General features: G+C 43.8%; 16 protein-coding genes. 3 read left to right on the top strand and 13 right to left on the bottom strand.

Going from position 1 to position 17,698, the window contains the following annotated elements:
• Positions 1–5: 5 nt before the first annotated feature.
• The gene (gene nikB, locus PODO_RS15285) at positions 6–950 is read right to left on the bottom strand and encodes a nickel ABC transporter permease (RefSeq protein ID WP_244886341.1); all 945 of its coding nucleotides are present in this window, start codon (positions 948–950) and stop codon (positions 6–8) included.
• Positions 951–1,225: 275 nt separating this feature from the next.
• Between nikB and PODO_RS30070 the strand changes: the two genes are divergently transcribed.
• The gene (locus PODO_RS30070; protein WP_155288134.1) at positions 1,226–1,873 is read left to right on the top strand and encodes a hypothetical protein; all 648 of its coding nucleotides are present in this window, start codon (positions 1,226–1,228) and stop codon (positions 1,871–1,873) included.
• A 136-nt stretch (positions 1,874–2,009) separates the two neighbouring features.
• Here the strand turns inward: PODO_RS30070 and PODO_RS15275 are convergent, their stop codons facing one another.
• From PODO_RS15275 to PODO_RS15235, 9 genes are all read right to left on the bottom strand, one after another.
• Entirely contained in the window at positions 2,010–5,306 is a 3,297-nt protein-coding gene (locus tag PODO_RS15275; protein WP_038571292.1) for a chitobiase/beta-hexosaminidase C-terminal domain-containing protein, read from the bottom strand.
• Positions 5,307–5,581: 275 nt separating this feature from the next.
• Positions 5,582–7,501 (bottom strand): AraC family transcriptional regulator, encoded by a 1,920-nt coding sequence (locus PODO_RS15270; protein WP_038571288.1) that lies wholly within the window; start codon positions 7,499–7,501, stop codon positions 5,582–5,584.
• Positions 7,502–7,634: 133 nt separating this feature from the next.
• Positions 7,635–8,582: an ABC transporter substrate-binding protein gene (locus PODO_RS15265; RefSeq protein ID WP_036677107.1), complete on the bottom strand. Its 948-nt coding sequence runs from the start codon at positions 8,580–8,582 to the stop codon at positions 7,635–7,637.
• Between the two features lie 25 nt (positions 8,583–8,607).
• On the bottom strand, positions 8,608–9,657 hold the full coding sequence (locus tag PODO_RS15260; protein WP_038571285.1) for an NAD(P)/FAD-dependent oxidoreductase: 1,050 nt from the start codon (positions 9,655–9,657) through the stop codon (positions 8,608–8,610).
• A 25-nt stretch (positions 9,658–9,682) separates the two neighbouring features.
• Positions 9,683–10,993: an NtaA/DmoA family FMN-dependent monooxygenase gene (locus PODO_RS15255; RefSeq protein WP_038571282.1), complete on the bottom strand. Its 1,311-nt coding sequence runs from the start codon at positions 10,991–10,993 to the stop codon at positions 9,683–9,685.
• A 208-nt stretch (positions 10,994–11,201) separates the two neighbouring features.
• Positions 11,202–11,999: an AraC family transcriptional regulator gene (locus PODO_RS15250; protein ID WP_244886340.1), complete on the bottom strand. Its 798-nt coding sequence runs from the start codon at positions 11,997–11,999 to the stop codon at positions 11,202–11,204.
• Between the two features lie 153 nt (positions 12,000–12,152).
• Complete coding sequence (locus PODO_RS15245; protein ID WP_051490955.1) at positions 12,153–12,437, bottom strand: hypothetical protein; 285 nt, start codon at positions 12,435–12,437, stop codon at positions 12,153–12,155.
• 23 nt (positions 12,438–12,460) lie between these two features.
• Entirely contained in the window at positions 12,461–12,820 is a 360-nt protein-coding gene (locus PODO_RS15240; protein WP_370510539.1) for a HesB/IscA family protein, read from the bottom strand.
• Between the two features lie 18 nt (positions 12,821–12,838).
• Positions 12,839–14,242 (bottom strand): MFS transporter, encoded by a 1,404-nt coding sequence (locus PODO_RS15235; RefSeq protein ID WP_051490956.1) that lies wholly within the window; start codon positions 14,240–14,242, stop codon positions 12,839–12,841.
• Positions 14,243–14,408: 166 nt separating this feature from the next.
• Here PODO_RS15235 and PODO_RS15230 point away from each other — a divergent pair, with 166 nt between their 5' ends.
• Positions 14,409–15,092 (top strand): helix-turn-helix transcriptional regulator, encoded by a 684-nt coding sequence (locus PODO_RS15230; protein ID WP_036677115.1) that lies wholly within the window; start codon positions 14,409–14,411, stop codon positions 15,090–15,092.
• Between the two features lie 310 nt (positions 15,093–15,402).
• Positions 15,403–16,215 carry a class I SAM-dependent methyltransferase gene (locus PODO_RS15225; protein WP_038571275.1) on the top strand — a complete coding sequence of 271 codons (813 nt, stop codon included), beginning with the start codon at positions 15,403–15,405 and terminating at the stop codon, positions 16,213–16,215.
• Positions 16,216–16,308: 93 nt separating this feature from the next.
• On the opposite strand, the gene PODO_RS15220 is transcribed toward PODO_RS15225, so the two are convergent.
• The 3 genes from PODO_RS15220 to PODO_RS15210 form a co-directional block, all read right to left on the bottom strand.
• On the bottom strand, positions 16,309–16,500 hold the full coding sequence (locus PODO_RS15220) for a hypothetical protein (protein WP_036677120.1): 192 nt from the start codon (positions 16,498–16,500) through the stop codon (positions 16,309–16,311).
• 128 nt (positions 16,501–16,628) lie between these two features.
• A complete protein-coding gene (locus tag PODO_RS15215; RefSeq protein WP_051490957.1) occupies positions 16,629–16,892 on the bottom strand; it encodes a hypothetical protein in 264 nt (87 codons plus the stop codon).
• Positions 16,893–17,051: 159 nt separating this feature from the next.
• A complete protein-coding gene (locus tag PODO_RS15210; protein WP_036677123.1) occupies positions 17,052–17,639 on the bottom strand; it encodes a DUF1349 domain-containing protein in 588 nt (195 codons plus the stop codon).
• Between the last annotated feature and the right edge of the window lie 59 nt (positions 17,640–17,698).

Here is a 17,698-nt window from a genome sequence, read left to right as displayed (position 1 = left end):
AATCGTCACCGCAGCCTGATTCGCGGATCCAGCAGCAGATGTAATAAATCCACTGTCAAGTTAATCAGGACAACGACAACAGCCATCCATAATACGTAACCCTGAATGACAATATAGTCTTTCGCAAAAATCGCCTCAATGGCATACTTACCGATTCCCGGCCAAGAAAATATAGTTTCAACAATAACGGAACCGCCCAATAGCCCCGCTATGTTAACTCCAAGGAGGGTAAGACTCGGAAGAAGCGCATTACGAAGTGCATGCCGAATGATTATTCTCCATTCCTGCAGCCCCTTAGCTCTAGCTGCTGTGATGTACCGCTTGCCCAAAACGTCTAGAAGACTGGAACGAATCAAGCGGATGTAGACTCCTGCCATTCCAAATCCTAGTGTGAGGGCAGGTAGAATGACACTGGATACCCCATCCATTCCCATCACAGGAAATAGCTTAAACTTCACCGCACCATAATAAATTAGGAGCAGACTTAGCCAGTATCCCGGCATTGAAACACTGAGCAGTGCACATACTCTTCCCAGTCGATCAAGCAATTTACCCGGATTTAGTGCAGATCCCACTCCTATAGGCAAGGCAATAAGAATAGCGGACAATACGGAACAGGCACTGAGCAGTATAGTTGCCGGAAAGCGACTCATTAGCTCTGTGAATACTGGACGACCGCTGCTGTAAGATAGGCCTAAATCGAGATGGGACACCCGGTTCAACCAATGAAAATATTGCTTATGTACAGGACCATCCAGACCAAGTGCAAGTCTGGTCACCTCAACAGCTTCCTGCGTGGGTTTAATGCCGTCAGCACGCAGCATGATCTCCGCTGGATCACCTGGCGTTAAGTGCATCAGCGCAAAGGTAATGCAAGAGATACCGAGCAGCACGGGGATGAGCTGCAATAAGCGTTGCAACAAGTATCGATTGATGGCATTCAACTCCAAGATCTTAATCGTAATAATTACGATTATAGCATAATCTTTTTAAATTAATAGTCTTAATTTGATTTATTTCATGTAGGACATAAAAAAATCAACCCATATTAAATGAGTTGATCTTTAAACATTTGGCCTCTGCACAGTCGCAACTTTTTTTTGCAATAATATTGTCAAATCCTTAATAATCATGTCATTATAAGTAGGTTCATATTAAAAATAACAATAAAGGAAGTGTGTATTTGAATCGGTTCAATTTAGTCCTCATCTATGTTTTATCCATCATGATAGCTTTTCTTTTAGGAATTTACGTGGCCCCTAGCGTTGAAACACGCTTGAATGGGCAGAATGTGGCAAGTAATCCCGTTATCGAAGAAATACCACCTAGTACCGCAGATAAAGCTGCTATTGCTGCTGAATCCAACACTACTGGGTCCAATTCTATTGAATCAGATCCTACTGAATCTTCACCTTCCCCGGAAGCCGTTGTCTTGGAAGATATGCCTTCGGACGATGATACCGGACCCGCCGGTGATGAAGCTGAAGATCTGCCAGCAGCAGATACCCCATCCGGGCAAGGGATTGGTGCGCCATTAGAATTCAAGTATAGTACGAACTCTGCCGATGCTGTTAAGCTGACCTGGGAAGCTGACAACTTAACCGGTAAAAGGATCAATTATTACACAGCCCACATCAGCACGTTTAATCCAGTAGGCGATCCTTCCAATGATCAGCTGAACGGCAAGAGCAGCTTTTCGCTTAAATATGTGGGGCCGGTTGAGCCCAATGATACTTTATTTATTTTCAGTGATTTTACATATCAGAATACAATACATACGATTATTATTGACCAGCTCACACTTCAATATGATGATGGTACTATCGAGACCTTCGACTATGGTTACGAAACTACCGATGATAGCGGCCTATAATCCATATGATTTGCAGCCCTGGTGCGAACCAGGGCTTTTTGCGAGGCACAATGAACTAATGGTAATGTAAAAAACGAAGAGCGGCCTGGAATCCGGCGCTCTTCGTTTTTTACTGTTATTGTTACTGCCATTCAGTTTAGCGGATGACCGTTACCTTGATCGTATCACTGGCAGTTACTCCCGCCGCGTTGACCAGCTCCGCCCGATATTCGTACACACCGGCAGAGCGTCCGCTGATGGTGGTTGCTGCACTTTGCGCCGAAGGTGTATGGGCATTCAGCGGCTGTGAGTCGATGAGCTCCCCGTTTTCATACAGTCGGTACTCTGTAGCGTTAGTTCCCCACCAAAGATTCATCGACACCTTATAGGTGCCATCTCCGTCCCAGTTATCTTCGGACAGAATCGGCTTGCCCGGCGCAGAGTCACTTATGGTGACCGTAAGCGAATCGATCTTGGTCGTGCCATATTTGTTGGTTAACTCCGCAGTGTATACATAAGTGCCGTTCACCTTGCCATGAAGCTCTGTGCTTGCCGTCTGGGCAGCCGGCGATACATCCTTCAGTGTCTTAGAATCAATCAGTGTGCCGTTCTCATAGAGTTTGTAGCTCGTGCCGTTATTACCCCACCATAGGTTCATGGTGACCGTATAGTTACCATCACTAAGTCCATTAGCATAGCTGCTGTTGGAGGAAAGATCAGCCTGTCCTGGCTTACCAGTCGCAATCACCTGGCCGCCAATAACCTGGAAAGTATAGCTCTTTTCAGTCGTATTGCTGGCCGCATCCTGCACGGTGTATTTCACGGTGTGGGAGCCGGCGCCTAAATCGGCGGCGCTCAGGGTCTGGCCCTCGGCAATCGTTTTCCCATCTAATAGAAGCTGTTTCGAGGTGACACCTGACAATATATCGTCAGCAGTCAATTCAAAGTAAAGCTGCGCTCCTTCTTCTACATCTCTCACCTCATGGCCGGATTCCTTCAGTTCGGCAACCGGTGGAGCCGTATCAATATTGAGGTTCAACGTCTTGGGATCTTCCGATTTGCCTTTTCCCGGCACAGCATGGTATGTCAATGTATGCCGCCCGTCTTCCTTCAGGTCCACAGGTGTACTGTACTCAGCTTCATTGTTGCCGTTAAGCGAGTAATAAACATTAGCTGTATCTGTATTCGCCTTCAGGGTAACGGTGACCGGCTGGTTAAACCAGCCGGAAGCATTAGGCTCGGCAGACAGCGTCGCCGTTGTCACCGGAGCCCCCTCTTCTTCTGCTGCGGCGAAGTCATCGAGGCTTCTCGGCTTGAGCTGGTAGATGCCTTTAAAAATTGCGGCAACACCTGTGATATTAAGTTTTTGTCCCTCAGTATAAGGGAAGATATCCTTAGTAATGCCTGTCCGGGCATCCACGCGCACATGATTGCTTGTCCCGTCGGCGTTGACTGCGTCGAATTCAAAGGAGCCGCTTGGCGTAGCGTTGATAATGTTCGCCACTGTCACACCGTTCAGTTGAACCAATTGGCCTTGGTTGGCATCATTCACCATGTTCGCCGCAATCGGCTGCGGCAGTGCCGCCGTGCCCGTCTTCGCAATTTGTACTGCTTCGGTCAGCTCCAGCTCTGTGTTGTACAGTGCGGTGGACGCTGTTACCTTGACCTTATCGCCCACGTGGAAGCCGCTCTGACTCTGGAAGACATAAACCCCACCGGTTCCATCTTGGAGATAGAAGGACTGTCCGCCAAAGATACCCGGCTCGGTCGTCACGGTCCCCTCCACCGTTACCAGTGATCCGGCTGCCTTAGCCCGGGAATCGCCGATAGAGATTGTAGCCGGAATGGGATCTTCCTCAGCCGGAAGCGGTTCAGCAGGAACATTGCCCAGCGTCACCGATTCAGTCTTGAGGTTTGTACTGTTCTGACGGAGGCGCAGATTGGATGCAGCTGTGGTGCCCGGCTTGATCTGGATCGTCAGGTCCTTGTAGGCATGACCGTTCAGATCAGCCGTCAGATTGAATGAGGAGCTATAGCCGTAGCTGCTTGGCCAGGTGCCGTCGCTGTTCTGAATCTTGGCGATTTGGGCGCCGCTGCTTACCTGGTAGACACCTACCTGGAAGCCGGAAACGCTTGTGCCTGCTGGAAGATTATCTGCACTCACCCGAATCTGAAAATTCTGTGCATTTGGCAGCACAGCCTGGTGCGTGAAGTTATAAACCGCACTTGCAGTGGCTGCTGGTCCGCCGTAGGAGCCTGCTTTGAAGGTGCTGCGATCATACCATTTGTAGCCAGCATTTGGTTGAGCCCAAGGCTCCGGTTGCGGCTCAGTGGACAGCGCTGGCTCCTCGAATGGCAGCAGTGCTGTCGGCTGATCTAGCATCAGGCCATTCACCTGGGTGAAATCCGTATAGCTCTCCTGCTCAGCGAGCCAGTTGACGGTGTTAACCAGCAGTGTGGCATCGTCCACTTCCTTGAAGCCATCGTAAGTTGTTTTCTTGGCGCCGGTATCTTCGCGCAGGTATTTCGGTGTTGCATCTTCTACAGGAGATGAGTCACCGATGAAGGCTGCCTTGCCGGCGCCTTTTTTCGCAACTGCTACATAAGGACCTTCTGCCACACCGCCGCCGTTATAGACCCCCTGGTCTACGGCATTGGCCCAGGCAGCATTGGTTTGCGGCAGGTAGACGATACCTTTCGCACGTGCTGGGTCTAGAATGGCCAGCGTGGAACCGGCATGCATAGCTACCGCCGATACGCCCGTTGTAATGCCGAAGGCTTGATCGGGAGCCACGATGTTGGTTGCGTTAATGTCGCCAAGCGCATTGTAGCGGAAACGGACACCGAACTCGTCCGCCAGCCAGTCAGAGCTAACCACACCCTGCATGGCTGCAGAAGCGACCTCATCGGCATTCATGCCTTTGGCTGGATTGTCCCACGCTCCACGGCGGTAGCCGTTGAAAGCTTCAGAACCATCCCAGCGGTTTTTGTTGCGGTCGGCATTATAATGGTCGCCGATGAAGAAAATACTGCCGCCATCCTCCACATATTCCGCCATCGCAAGCTGCTCGCTTGCTTTGTAGGGCACGTTGGATTCGGCGACGATGTAGACATCATAATCGGAAAGATCACTCAAAGTAATTGGAGTCGTCTTGCGGAGTTCTTTGACATAATAGCCTTCCTGGGCAAGGGCATTCCCAAAGTCTGAAAAAGCGCCGTCAATCACCCAATCGGCTGCTCCCGCAGTCTGCTCATGGGTATTGTCAAACAGGATCTTCTGGCCTGCATGCTCATTGACCACTTTGGCCTCAATGTACGGTGCAGGATCGTTTGGTCCTTCTGCGAATACCGCCGAACCGGCTCCGAACGTGAACAGCTGAAGTGGTACGGCCACCGCCACAGATAGAGTGCTGTTCATCAGCCTCTTTTTCCAAACTGAATTCTTCTCCTTCATACCCTTCCTCCTCAAGAAATAGTCCGGTGAGTAATTACCATAAATACCCACCTGCTTGACATCTACTATCCTATCTCAAAACAATTAAAAAAAAGATAGATTTATGTAAACTGCTGTAAAAATTATACTTTTGGCCTATAAAACGGGTCGAATATAGAAAGGGTATTATGAAAAAAGTCACAGTTGCTGAGGCTCATGATGAAGGATTGGGCTATCGGGATATTAGTACAAAAAAAAGCGAAACGGATAAATGCTCCGTTTCGCTCTCTCCTAAGTTACTGATAACCAAGTAACAAATTCACAATCGTATCAAGCTGAAGCTCTAATGAAAAAGGGTCCTCCATTACGAATTCATCATGATAATTATCGCCATACAAATAAACTTTGCCATTTTTCACTGCAGGGATGCCTTTCCATATGTTACTTTCCATTGCTTTATTGGTTGCATCCGCATCGCCATTATATACAAAAACATAATCACCTAAGTATTCTAGAAGCACTTCAAGTGAAATGGATTCAAACCCCTCCGCCATATTTTTGGCACTTTCTGTTGGAGGCAGCTTCAGCATATTGTATATAGTGGAAGAACCATAATTTTCTCCCTTTGCCGCTAAGACGTACACGGCCTTTTGTGAAAACTGAACAATCGAAACGGTTTCCCCTTCCTTGATAACCCCGGCAAGTTTCGACTTTGCTTCAGCTACTTTCAGTTCATATTCCGTAATCCATTCTTCTGCTTCTTTTTCTTTTCCGAATATTTTGCTTACACTCCTAAATTTATCAAGCGGCCCTGCTGTTTTTAACCCCTCCCAATAAGGCAGAAAAACAGTGGTCCCAATTTTCTCATATTGTTCTATGTTCTCATCGATCGAACCGATAATTAAGTCCGGATCTAGCATCGTTAATTTTTCCAAATTTAAAGGAAAATCCCCTAAATCCTCAATTTTCTCGATCGTTTCTTTGGGTATGTCCGCTTTTTCCATCCACCCTTCATCCAGCATAAACGTTCTTGCTCCGATGGGTATAATTCCTAATTTCAATAAATGCCCCATATATTGGTCAGCCGCCACTCTTTTCGGCTCTGCTGGTACTTCCACATCTCCCTTAGGCGTTGATACTATTCGAGTGTTCGTACTTTCTTCTGATGTTGCTTGATTTACGGTTCCATTCCCATTACTTTGTTCCTTCGTAGCAGTACCCGTCCCGCTTGAGCAAGCACCTAATAATAGAGAACTGCAAAGCAGTAAAGCTGCCGTCGTCTGAGATTTTGTCATTTTAAACATAGGTAATTCCCCTTTTTCCGTATTATGATAATGATTATCATTATTAATATACTGTTGAACGATGGGTTCAAAAATAGAGGATGTGGGGAAGTTTAATGGACTTTCAGCAACTTTAGGCCGCTGAAACTCTCTTGTTCTAAAATGTGCAGGGGATACACCTTTTCTTTTCTTGAAAATTCGGCTGAAATAATATACGTCTTTATAACCAACACTTGCTGATATTTCCCCGACCGAAGCATCTGTTGTCATTAAAAGCTCCGTTGCAAGTTCAAGCCGAAACCGAATTAAGTAATCAATCGGACTCATACCTGTGTGCTCTTTAAACAAGGATGACAAATGATAAGCACTGAAATTAAATACTTCCGCAAGCGAATCTAATGTAATTGGCTCCGCATAGTACTCCTGGATATAGGTGATTACCTGGACTGCAACACTTGTTTGTTTCACTTCAGTCTCTTTTCTATGTAATTCTTTTAAAACCTGATGAATGAATTGATAAAAAAGTGATTTTACATTGAGTCTCTCTTCTTGCTCGTTCCATTTTTGATACATCAATTGCATTTTGTTATAAAGTAAAATGGGTGCATCTGGGGAAAAACAATATTGTGTTTGGAACAGATCCTCCTCTTGCATCCATGCACGGTAATAAATGATATAGTAAACAAAATTCTTGCTTGTCGGAACAATATTAAGGGTCGCTCCTTTCCCGCTATGCAGGACTTGAAATCCTGTAAAAGAAAATTCAGACTGATCTAATTGAACTTGAGCGCTCCCTTGTACCGAAAGTAAAAATATACTGGCAGGAATCTTATATTTATGAAGAATTTCGCCCCGAACCCTTTCAATACGGCGCACATCCAATAACTTGACCGTCGCTTGGTCCCAAAGCAATATTTGATTGCTTTTGTGCATAATGACTACCCCTCCGTTATCTGTCTAATACTCATCATAAATGATAACCATTATCAATAACAGTCAAGATATTTAACTTAATAACAAAAATCCGATTGCCCTAAAAGGTGCAATCGGATTTTGTAATATAATTTTATTGTTCAGACGCCAATTGCAGAAAATGATCTGCAGCCAAACGGACAGCCAGGATACTTGCGCTATTGAGTGAGTTATCAAAGATAAGTACATGATTGTTTTTCACTGCTTCCAGTGAGTTCCACACGTTCGAAGTTTCCTTGTCCTTGATGGCTGCCTTTGCGATATCCATATCATGCTGGATAATAATATAATCTGGATTCATGCTGTATATTCCCTCCAGAGAAAGTGCCCCTCCCTCTTCAGGATATCCCTTTGGTGGCAACAACCCAAAGCCTACAGTTTGATTGTAGTACATCGTGTTTTTAGAGCCTTGAGCATTAAAATTGGCTTTTCCGTCGACCCGTAGTAAAGCAAATGTTTTATTCTCAAGACTACTTAACTGTTCTTTTGTTTTTGCAATCATTTCTTGGGTTTCCTTAATGGCTTGTTCCGCTAATGTCTCTTTACCAACAATCTGAGCACACAGCATGGCCGTTTTTTCCCAGGTATCGGTGTAGTCAATTAAGATGACTGGTGCAATCTTATTCAACTCTTCATAATTGCTATCAACAGAACCCTTGAAGGTTACAATCACATCTGGCTTTGCATCCATGATCATTTCCAGGTTCGCATTGCTGCTGCCCAAATTAATAATTTCAGCAGTTCCAGCATAAGGCTGTAAAGTAGCAAAATCCTTCATCGCTTCCGCTGCATTGGTTGATGCGATTGGAGGAGTATCTAGAGCAAAAAAGTAATCTAAATACAAGGGATGCAAAACCGCTATACGCTCAGGACGTGTCTTAAGCACCACTCCATTGTCGCTGGCATCCGCAATTGTTCTAGGCCATCCCGCTTCATCGATCTTGCCGGCTTCCGGTGTAGGCGTGACTGAAGTTTCGGAACATCCAGCCAATAATCCTGCAAGTATAATTAAGGATGCAATCCATCCATATAGTCTTTTCATTTGGCTCCCCCTTGAGTTGTTATCATTACTGTCTGTATAAATGCTTCATTAAATTACGGTTTTTCTGCGTGAACAGGTCATTATGTGAAGACACCATCCCGGACGAATTTGCCTCCGGTGTGATGTATTGTTTGGCTTGGTTTACCGCATTGGCAGCATCCTGGAATGCCCCCGCGATCAGGTGCAGTTTCCCATCATGGTGTAGAACATCACCTGCCGCATAAATACCCGGCACGGATGTCCCGCTCGTTACTGATCCTGAAATCTGATGTTCCCACAGATCCATTTTAATTTCACTGTTCACCAGCAGTTCTTTGTCGCGCTCATAACCGTGATTAATGATGACCTCATCGACAGACAGCTCAAATGCCTCTCCGTTGTCATTACTTTTCAGCAGTACAGTCCCTATTCTTTCGTGATCCGGTGTGGCAATCAACTTTTCGATTGAAGTATTTAACAAGCACTCTACGCCATTGTTTGCCAAGCGTGAAATATCGGCTTCATGCCCCTTTAAGTTCTCTTTCCGGTACGTCAGAGACACCTTTTTGGCAATCGGAGCCAGTTCATTCGCCCAGTCAACAGCAGAATGGCCGCCTCCCGATATTAGGATAGTCTTCTCTTTAAATCGGGCAAGTGACTTCACCGTATAATGCAAATTTGTGATTTCGAATCTTTCGGCACCCTCGATTTCGAGCTTGACCGGCTTCAGAATGCCTCCTCCAATGGCCAATATCACAGTTTTAGTGAAATGCTTCCGGTTTGCGGCGGTGTGTAAAATAAAGTAACCTGCTTCATCTTGCGAGATGGATGTGACCTTTTCATTAAAGGCAACCTCCGGTTGGAAAGTCATCCCTTGAGCAACCATTTGTTCAATAAGTTGTGAGCCAAGAATAGGCTGTAAGCCTCCTACGTCCCAGATCATCTTTTCCGGATAGACATGCACCTTGCCGCCAAGCACAGGTTGGAATTCTATAATTTTGGTTTTCATTTCACGGAGTCCGCTATAAAATGCAGCAAATAATCCAGCCGGACCGCCGCCAATAATCGTAACATCAAACAATTCCTCTTCATGCATCGTTCAATCGCCTCATTTCTCTTTTTTAAATCCCTAAATGCTCACGGAAAGTGCTTCCAGTATATTCACTCCGGAATAAACCTCTTTCAACCAGCTCCGGTACCAACTTCTCAAAAAACAACTCCATAGATTGTTCCGAGCCGCCTGGCAAGGCGATGAAGCCATCCATAGCCTCCGCATCAAACCGTTCAATAATATCGTTCAGCACATCCTCTACTGTCCCGACAGATACCCAATGTGCAGATCCGACAACCTCCGGCCTGTCCAAGATTTCTTTCACTGTAGGCTGGTTTTTGATAATATACCGCCGTAACAATTCGGCATGAGTCCGGCTGCGGACGGCCTGACTGGAATCGGGTAATATATCGTCAGTTACTCGCTTATCTAAGGGATAACCGCTTAAATCAAGACCCATCACCGATTTGAGCGAAGCATGTCTGCGTTCAAGGCTTAAATTCGCATGTGCAGCCTTATGTAATTTAAGTGCTTCTTCGCGCGTATCGGCCAGGAAAAAATATAAGCCCGGCAAAACTTTGATAGCATCCGGATCACGGCCCTGCTCAGCCGCTCTTCTTCTCAGATCATTCCTTAGTTCCACTCCCGATTCGATATCCGGCATTGCCGCAAAAATAGCATCGGCTACAGATGAGGCGAAATTCCGTCCAATGTCTGAAGCACCAGCTTGAAATAGCGGCGGTGTTCCTGATTTGTGAGCAGGCAAAGTAAGCGGCCCTTTTACACTGAAAAATTCCCCGGAATGATTAATGGCAGTCACTTTATCCTTATCCGAAAACATACCTGACTGACGGTCGATAACAATCGCTTCATTCGGAAAACTCTCCCAAAGCTTGCGTACAACATCCGTGAATTCCATAGCCTTGGCATATCTTTCTTCCGGTGACGGCATAGGTGAATCGCTGAAATTATCGGCACCTTCAATCGAAGTGACAATATTCCAGCCGGCGCGTCCATTGCTCAGCCAGTGTAAGGACTGCAATTGCCTTGCAACAACATACGGCGGATTAAAAGTAGTGGAAATCGTCGTTACCAGTCCGATCCGCTCGGTTTCACGAGCTATCGCTGCAAAAAACAATGCAGGGTCGGGGCTGCCGAAATTTGAGGAGTCTCCTAACATCTGCGGGCTAACATACAGATAATCAGCCCTGAAAAGAAAATCGAGCTTTGAATTCTCAGCCATTTTTGCCAAATCAATATAGTAATCAATAGACTCCATCTTCTCTACTCCGCTATCCGGGTGCCGCCAGCCGTCTCCTTTCATCCAGGTTGCATTTAAGGACAGGCCAATACATAATTGTCTTGGTCTTTTTTCTGTCATATCTACCAGCCTTTCATTTATAAATCAATTTACTGATAATGATTCTCAGTTACAAAGGTGAGTTTATCAAAAATTTAAATAAATTCAAATGTACAAATCTCAAATCCAGCATGCATCATTATTTAATCTAAATAAAAAAAGTCTGCACTTCTGGCTTATCACCAGTAGCTGCAGACGTAGTTCAAGTAAAAGAAGCTCATTATGTACATTATTTATAAGCAGAGGGAGAAACACCGAATTTCTTTTTGAATAATCGGCTGAAATATAGTGGATTGTCATAACCAACACGGTCAGCAATCTCGCGGATAGGAAAATTACCTGCTTTGAGTAATTCACAGGCCCGTTCCAAACGATAATTAACGACATAGTCGATTGGTCGTAGTCCCGTATATTTATGAAAGAGGTAAGAGAAGCGGTTGGCACTCATTGCATGCTGTTCCGCTAACTCACCGAGTGTAAGTGAATTCATATAATGAAGTTTAATATACGCAAGAGCTTCGTCTACCATTCTTTGATTCGGAGAACTATCGTTCTCTCTGTAACTGCACGCAATCAGAACCTGATGCATCAGGCTTAAGAACAACTCCTTGATACGCAGCTTCCCAATTTCTCCGGATGGATGGGCATTCTGATGGAGCATAATTAGTAATTCAATAATCTTTAGATTCGCTCCCGGCTCCAGCTTGAAATGAGAGTCAAATTCGTGAGTACTATTCATTTCTTCCGGCATATCCAATTTATAAAAAAGTGAGTAATACTCGAGCTCAGATTGTCCTATAACCTGTGAATCCATCTGCATGCCCGGAGCAGCATGAAAAACTGATCCTGGCCGTAATTCATATACCGTTCCATTCACACGTATTCTGGCTCCCCCGCGAATGATAAATAGAAATCCATGCTTAACGGTGGTGAATTCACTTAATAAGCTTTTGGGCTGGATGACTAAGCGGCTTCTATCTTCTATTTCATAGACACCTTTAGTAAATGCCTTTGCTAATTTGTCCAAATTTATCAATGTTCTGCACCTGCTTCCTAGCACCATGCTTCTTTTAAGATCAGATCCAATTCTGATATTTATTTAAAACAGTATAGACAATAGTGTGCGAAATTGCTAGAAGTGTAGTAGATATTCTAATGTACATTGTACCCAAGAAGATGCTCAGGAGATTTTGGTTGAAAATATGCCGTTTTCATTACAATCAATTTGAAGAAGTTCATCCTGTAAAATCCAAATATCAGTTTTTTCAACAAAAAAATGAAATCCGCCAATGGATTGAACCCATGCGGGATCGATCGGTGTAGCACTTGCATTAATTCCAACAGTGAAGGCATTTGAGCCTCCACCGGCATATTTTGCATAAATTCTTACATATTGGTCCTCTTCCAAACCCCATTCATTCTTAAATGAATCCAATGCTTTTTCGGATACTGCAAATGCTATCATTCCTCTTCTCTCCTTTCTGCTGTTCAATCACATTTTTTTATTTCGCCACGATAATTGGCCATTCTGAAACTGGCTCCGCATCCACATGAAGCTTTTGCATTAGGGTTATTCATAGTGAATCCGCCTACCATTCCACTCTCTTCATAGTCAATTTCAAGACCGTCAATATAAGGAATACTATTCGGGTGAACCAATATACTAAAATCCTTTTTATTTAATACAATATCCTCTTCTGCCTGCTGTTCATCTACGACTAGGGTATAGGATAATCCACTGCATCCCCCTTCATCAACACCCACTCTAAGGAATGGATTTCGGATATTCGCACTTAATAAGATTTCGGCGATTTTTTCTGATGCCTTATCACTGACCTCGATGATCATTGTGAACTCCTCCTTCGTTTATTTGTTTTTCAAACCTAAAGATTGGATACCCGTTCCTATCTGTTCAGCTACTGGTGAGATCCGAGTGCTCGCAAATAAACTCATTACAATCAACAAGAGATGGAAACCCATTGCTACAATTAATCCGGATTGGAGTGACATTCCGCCAGCCTGACAAACCACAAGAATGGAACCGCCGATCCCGATAACTACACCGGGTGTAAAAGAATCCGCAAATTGCAGATTTGCCGAGGTGTTGCCGACACCTCCTTCTCTTGTCTGAGAAAACGCCACAACACCGCTAATCGGATGCGCCAATCCAATGCCGATTCCAGCGATGATCTGTCCAATAACTGCAACGGTAACGGTCACCACGGGTATCCAAAATACGATAGTAATCCCTATGGCAAGCAGCAATACACCCAGAATAATTCGCGTATGCCGTCCACGCCCCTGATCTGCCGAATCCCACCGTCCTTGCAGATACGCTATGACGCACCAACTCAACGCAGCACTCGCTACAATCAATCCGGCCTGAGAAGGCGTTATTCCCTTCACATCGATTAGAGCCAATACCAAGAAATTCTGTGTGCTGGTATAGGCAGCGAAGAACAGCCCACGTGTTGCCAGAATAGCTGGCATGCCTCTTCGAAGCGTAAGAGTTCCCTTCGGCAGCAGTTTGCGGAGCGGAAATATCATCAGTACTAAGCCGATAAGGACTAAAACAAATCCCATAATACTCGGAAGCATGCTTAGACCAACCAAGAAAATCCCTGTACCCATCGTTAACAGTAAAGCCATCCAAGTCGATGAAGCTCCGATATCCCCTTGTGTCTTCGGTGTTTTTAATTTCGTGAACGCAGGTAAACTAAGCAGCGCTGAAATTATCAGGATCGGTAATATTCCCCAGAAAACAAACCGCCAGGACCACTGATCTGCGATAAGACCTGCAACGTATGGACCGAGCATGGACGGAAGAACATAGGCCGTACCAAACGCTCCTAGTATTTTGGCGCGTAATTCATCCGGGTAGCTTAAGGATATTGCTGTGTACACACAAGTCATCATAGCTCCGGCGCCCAAACCCTGCATGGCCCGTGATCCTATCATGGTAAACATATCGCCTGATGTTGCGGCAGCGATCAACCCAACGATAAACAAAAGTAGTGCGATAGTGAACGGTACTGCAGGTCCTCTTCTATCTATGATTCGACCGACGACCAGAGTTCCGATAATCTGCGCAAGCAGATACGTGCTGAATATCCAGCCAAACAGGCTAAGGCCGTTCAAATCTCCAGCAATCGAAGGGGCAATGGTGGTTACGGACAGACCTTCGAATCCAACAGCCATCACTGACAGAATAATACCTATGGATAGTGCAAAATAACGTGGGCTGAAAATACTTTGATGATTAGACGACATGAAATGTGACCTCCAAGAAAATTGGTATGTATACATCGTATCCGGACACTTAGTAAACATTTTTGTTTATAATGTCTAAGCTACAGTTCAGCTTTGACTTTGTCAACATTTTTGTTTAAAATGTAGTCTGTGATGTAGATTTAGTTGCTTCAAAAGGAGGTGCACCTTGAGCCGAAATCAAACCAAAAAGGATGTCTCAACCAAGACCCGAAGAGCGATCATTGATCTGTTAAAGCAGCAAGGGGGAATGGATGTTATGGCACTCTCCTCGCAGTTTTCGCTATCTGGAATGGCTATTCGTCAACATTTGAATGCGCTGAAAGAAGAAGGGCTGGTTACTAATAAAGAAGAGGCCCGTCCCATGGGGCGGCCCACCAAGCTATGGATCTTAACCCCCGCGGCCGATCGGTTTTTTCCAAGCGGATATTCGGATTTATCCGTCAGTCTGATCCATTCCATGAAAGAAGCTTTCGGAAACGAGGGGCTGGACAAGCTGCTGGCTGTTCGAAATAAGAATATGCAAGAACAATATCTTCAGCAACTCGGTGATACAGCAGATGTTAGAGTGAAGCTGGAGAAACTGGCCGAGATTCGAACAAATGAAGGGTATATGGCCGAGGTTAAGGAGCAGGATGATGGCAGTCTTTTATTCATTGAGAAACATTGCCCGATCTGTGAAGCTGCTGCTGTATGTACCGGGTTATGCAAAAATGAGTTACATCTATTTAAAACTGTTCTAGGTAATAATGTTCATATTGAACGGGGGGAGTACATATTAGCGGGAGGAAGAAACTGTGTATATACGGTTAGAAAAAATAAGCTCCTGTTTCCAAGCTGCCATGCTGAATGACCGCGCCACTAAGGGAAGGGTGTTCCCGTTGAAATATTCATAATTTGAAGCGGTACCTTGCAGCGGTTTTACATATTGTAACAAATTCATGGGGCATAACTTTCCTTTTCTGATATGGTCATATCATGCTTTATTTCATAAATGGAAGTTTTAATAGAAAATTATGGATGGTTATGTTCATGGGAAAATGGTAGATTATTCTATGGTTGATATTTCAGCTTGTTCGTGTTCGATATATGTTATTAGGATTACGCGCAAGTCGGGAGATATGTTTAGGCTTATATAATCTATATTTGGGGCGGGTGTCTGCATGGACAAAAATTCTGGTCATAGAACAAACGTTATAGGCGCGGGTGAGGTTGGCGTCGCCATCTCGGTCGATATGAATACGAATGCTATTCATGAAACAAACAGCTTATTTTGGGATACAAAAGGAAATGATGTTTTAGGAGCTACCGCACTACCTTTATATGGAGCATTTGTCTCAGAAGAACAATGTCAACTTTTTGGTGATGTCTCAGGGAAAAAGTTGCTGGAGATAGGCTGTGGAAGCGGTCAATCTTTGCAATATTTGGGGGAACGCAATGCATCTGAACTATGGGGTACGGATATATCAGAGAATCAAATCGAAAAGACTAGGCAACTTTTGACGGCGCACGGACTTTCAGCAAATTTGATCTGTTCTCCCATGGAAGAAGAATGTGGCCTGCCAGAGGATTATTTTGACTTTGTTTATTCGGTTTATGCCATAGGCTGGACAACAGACCTTGAGGGTACTTTTAGCCGGATTGCTTCTTACCTTAAAAAAGATGGATCATTTATTTTCAGCTGGTCTCACCCTATACACAAATGTGTTGTTGCAGAAAATGATATGCTTGTTTTCAAAAAATGTTATTTCGATGAATCTTGGTATTCAGTATCTCTTGAAGAAAGTACGCTAACCTTATCGGATCGTAAATTATCAACCTATGTGAATGCGCTCTCTAAAGCTGGATTTGTTATTGAGCAAATGATTGAGCAATCTGATGATGAACTTATGCAGTCGCGGGACGATAAAAGCGATTTTGCAAAAAAAGCAAAGATGCTTCCTGTAACTTTTGTAATTAAAGCAAGAAAACTCTAGCATCCGATACCTATTGAACAACCTTACAACGTAATAATTATTATTCTAAGCCGATCCAGAAAAGGATCGGCTTATTTGATAGCTTTGTTAAGATCAATCTTGCCTGTTCTCAACAGATTTCATACGGTTTTGATCATCTGGCACTCGGTCATTACTGAATTCCTGGCCTGCTTCTACTTCACCATGACCGGAAGCACTTCGGGCAAAATTTGTGAACTGCCTCTTCTGCTCATCTAGCTTATGTTTACTTTTAAGAAGCTCCTGCGGATCTTGATTTGTCATCATTATCACCTCGCAAAATGGATTCATGCTGTTTATTCGCACTACATAAGTTTTCCATAATAGAGCGGTGCTTATGCAAGATAAAAAAACTCCTGCTCACCATAAGCAGAAGTTTCTAAATGAAGTTCTATTTAACGAAAAATATCAATTATTTTATGCAAAACAAGGTATTCCAAAACAACAATCCCACCGCAAATGAGTATAAAAAACTGAAGTCTTGCCGTATTCATTCTATCCTTCCAATACTCTCCCCGGAATAAAGAAATGATGTTAGGCGTAAAAGTATGCCTAATCGATTCGTTATAATCATCATTATCCACGAAGAACACACGAAACAAAAATCTATATACTGGAATATTTAAGAACAGTAACAAAATGATCATCACAAGACTCAATGTCCTCTCCTCCCAAGATCCACTTATCCTAATTTTACCACATGGATAACTGTAGAAAATGGAAACTGATGACAACTTTATAACCGCTCCACTAAAAAAGACCTTTCCTTTATAGGAAGGCCATTATTGAGTAATATTCACTTTCAGCTGTGTAAACGACTATTTATGCTCCAACCACTTACACTCAGTAATTTCCATTTCCGTGAAAACGCCCTTAAATGAAGAATTCTCTGGGCTACAAGCATATAAGCCAAAATTTATTTCCTCATTCCCTTCAAACAAATGAAAAATACGCATCTGTTCAAACGTAGTTCCATCCAAAGAGCTTTCAATACAGAAATCACTTTCACGTCGACTTAGTCTATAATACATTGTTTTAATATTTGCATCGATATCTGTTGTTGCCCAATCTGAATATCCGTGATTTGTAACCACACTTCCAAGTCTTTGGAATTCCTCATTTTCATATTCTACCGATGCTTTGAACCAATTGTCACTGTTCTGATAGATGACTATCCCACACTGCTCGTATCTATTTGCACTATCATAATCTGTTCTTACTATAAATGAAAAATACTTCTCAGCAGTTTTCATTAACAGTGCAGGTGAATTATCATTTCTAAAACCATAATAGGTTCGTTGCCAAAAATCTGTATTCGGCATCGTTACAAATTCAATCCTGTTTTCTGTAATAGAATAATCATTGATTGGATTTATCCAAAAAAGCTGTTCTTTATTAAAGTTCATTGCTCTACTCCTCACTTTTTATAAAGTTTTGTCAACCATTTTCATTGCTAAGATTCCAA

Source organism: Paenibacillus odorifer (assembly GCF_000758725.1).
GTDB classification, from domain to species: domain Bacteria; phylum Bacillota; class Bacilli; order Paenibacillales; family Paenibacillaceae; genus Paenibacillus_AQ; species Paenibacillus_AQ odorifer.
This window is presented reverse-complemented; position numbering and strand designations above follow the sequence as displayed.

Bases quoted from the DNA above. Each gene is read 5' to 3' on its own strand.
- PODO_RS30070 (WP_155288134.1), top strand. From the start codon at position 1,226: ATGATAGCTTTTCTTTTAGGAATTTACGTGGCCCCTAGCGTTGAAACA.
- PODO_RS15275 (WP_038571292.1), bottom strand. From the start codon at position 5,306: ATGAAGGAGAAGAATTCAGTTTGGAAAAAGAGGCTGATGAACAGCACT.
- PODO_RS15270 (WP_038571288.1), bottom strand. From the start codon at position 7,501: ATGCACAAAAGCAATCAAATATTGCTTTGGGACCAAGCGACGGTCAAG.
- PODO_RS15265 (WP_036677107.1), bottom strand. From the start codon at position 8,582: ATGAAAAGACTATATGGATGGATTGCATCCTTAATTATACTTGCAGGA.
- PODO_RS15260 (WP_038571285.1), bottom strand. From the start codon at position 9,657: ATGCATGAAGAGGAATTGTTTGATGTTACGATTATTGGCGGCGGTCCG.
- PODO_RS15255 (WP_038571282.1), bottom strand. From the start codon at position 10,993: ATGACAGAAAAAAGACCAAGACAATTATGTATTGGCCTGTCCTTAAAT.
- PODO_RS15245 (WP_051490955.1), bottom strand. From the start codon at position 12,437: ATGATAGCATTTGCAGTATCCGAAAAAGCATTGGATTCATTTAAGAAT.
- PODO_RS15240 (WP_370510539.1), bottom strand. From the start codon at position 12,820: ATGATCATCGAGGTCAGTGATAAGGCATCAGAAAAAATCGCCGAAATC.
- PODO_RS15235 (WP_051490956.1), bottom strand. From the start codon at position 14,242: ATGTCGTCTAATCATCAAAGTATTTTCAGCCCACGTTATTTTGCACTA.
- PODO_RS15225 (WP_038571275.1), top strand. From the start codon at position 15,403: ATGGACAAAAATTCTGGTCATAGAACAAACGTTATAGGCGCGGGTGAG.
- PODO_RS15220 (WP_036677120.1), bottom strand. From the start codon at position 16,500: ATGATGACAAATCAAGATCCGCAGGAGCTTCTTAAAAGTAAACATAAG.
- PODO_RS15210 (WP_036677123.1), bottom strand. From the start codon at position 17,639: ATGAACTTTAATAAAGAACAGCTTTTTTGGATAAATCCAATCAATGAT.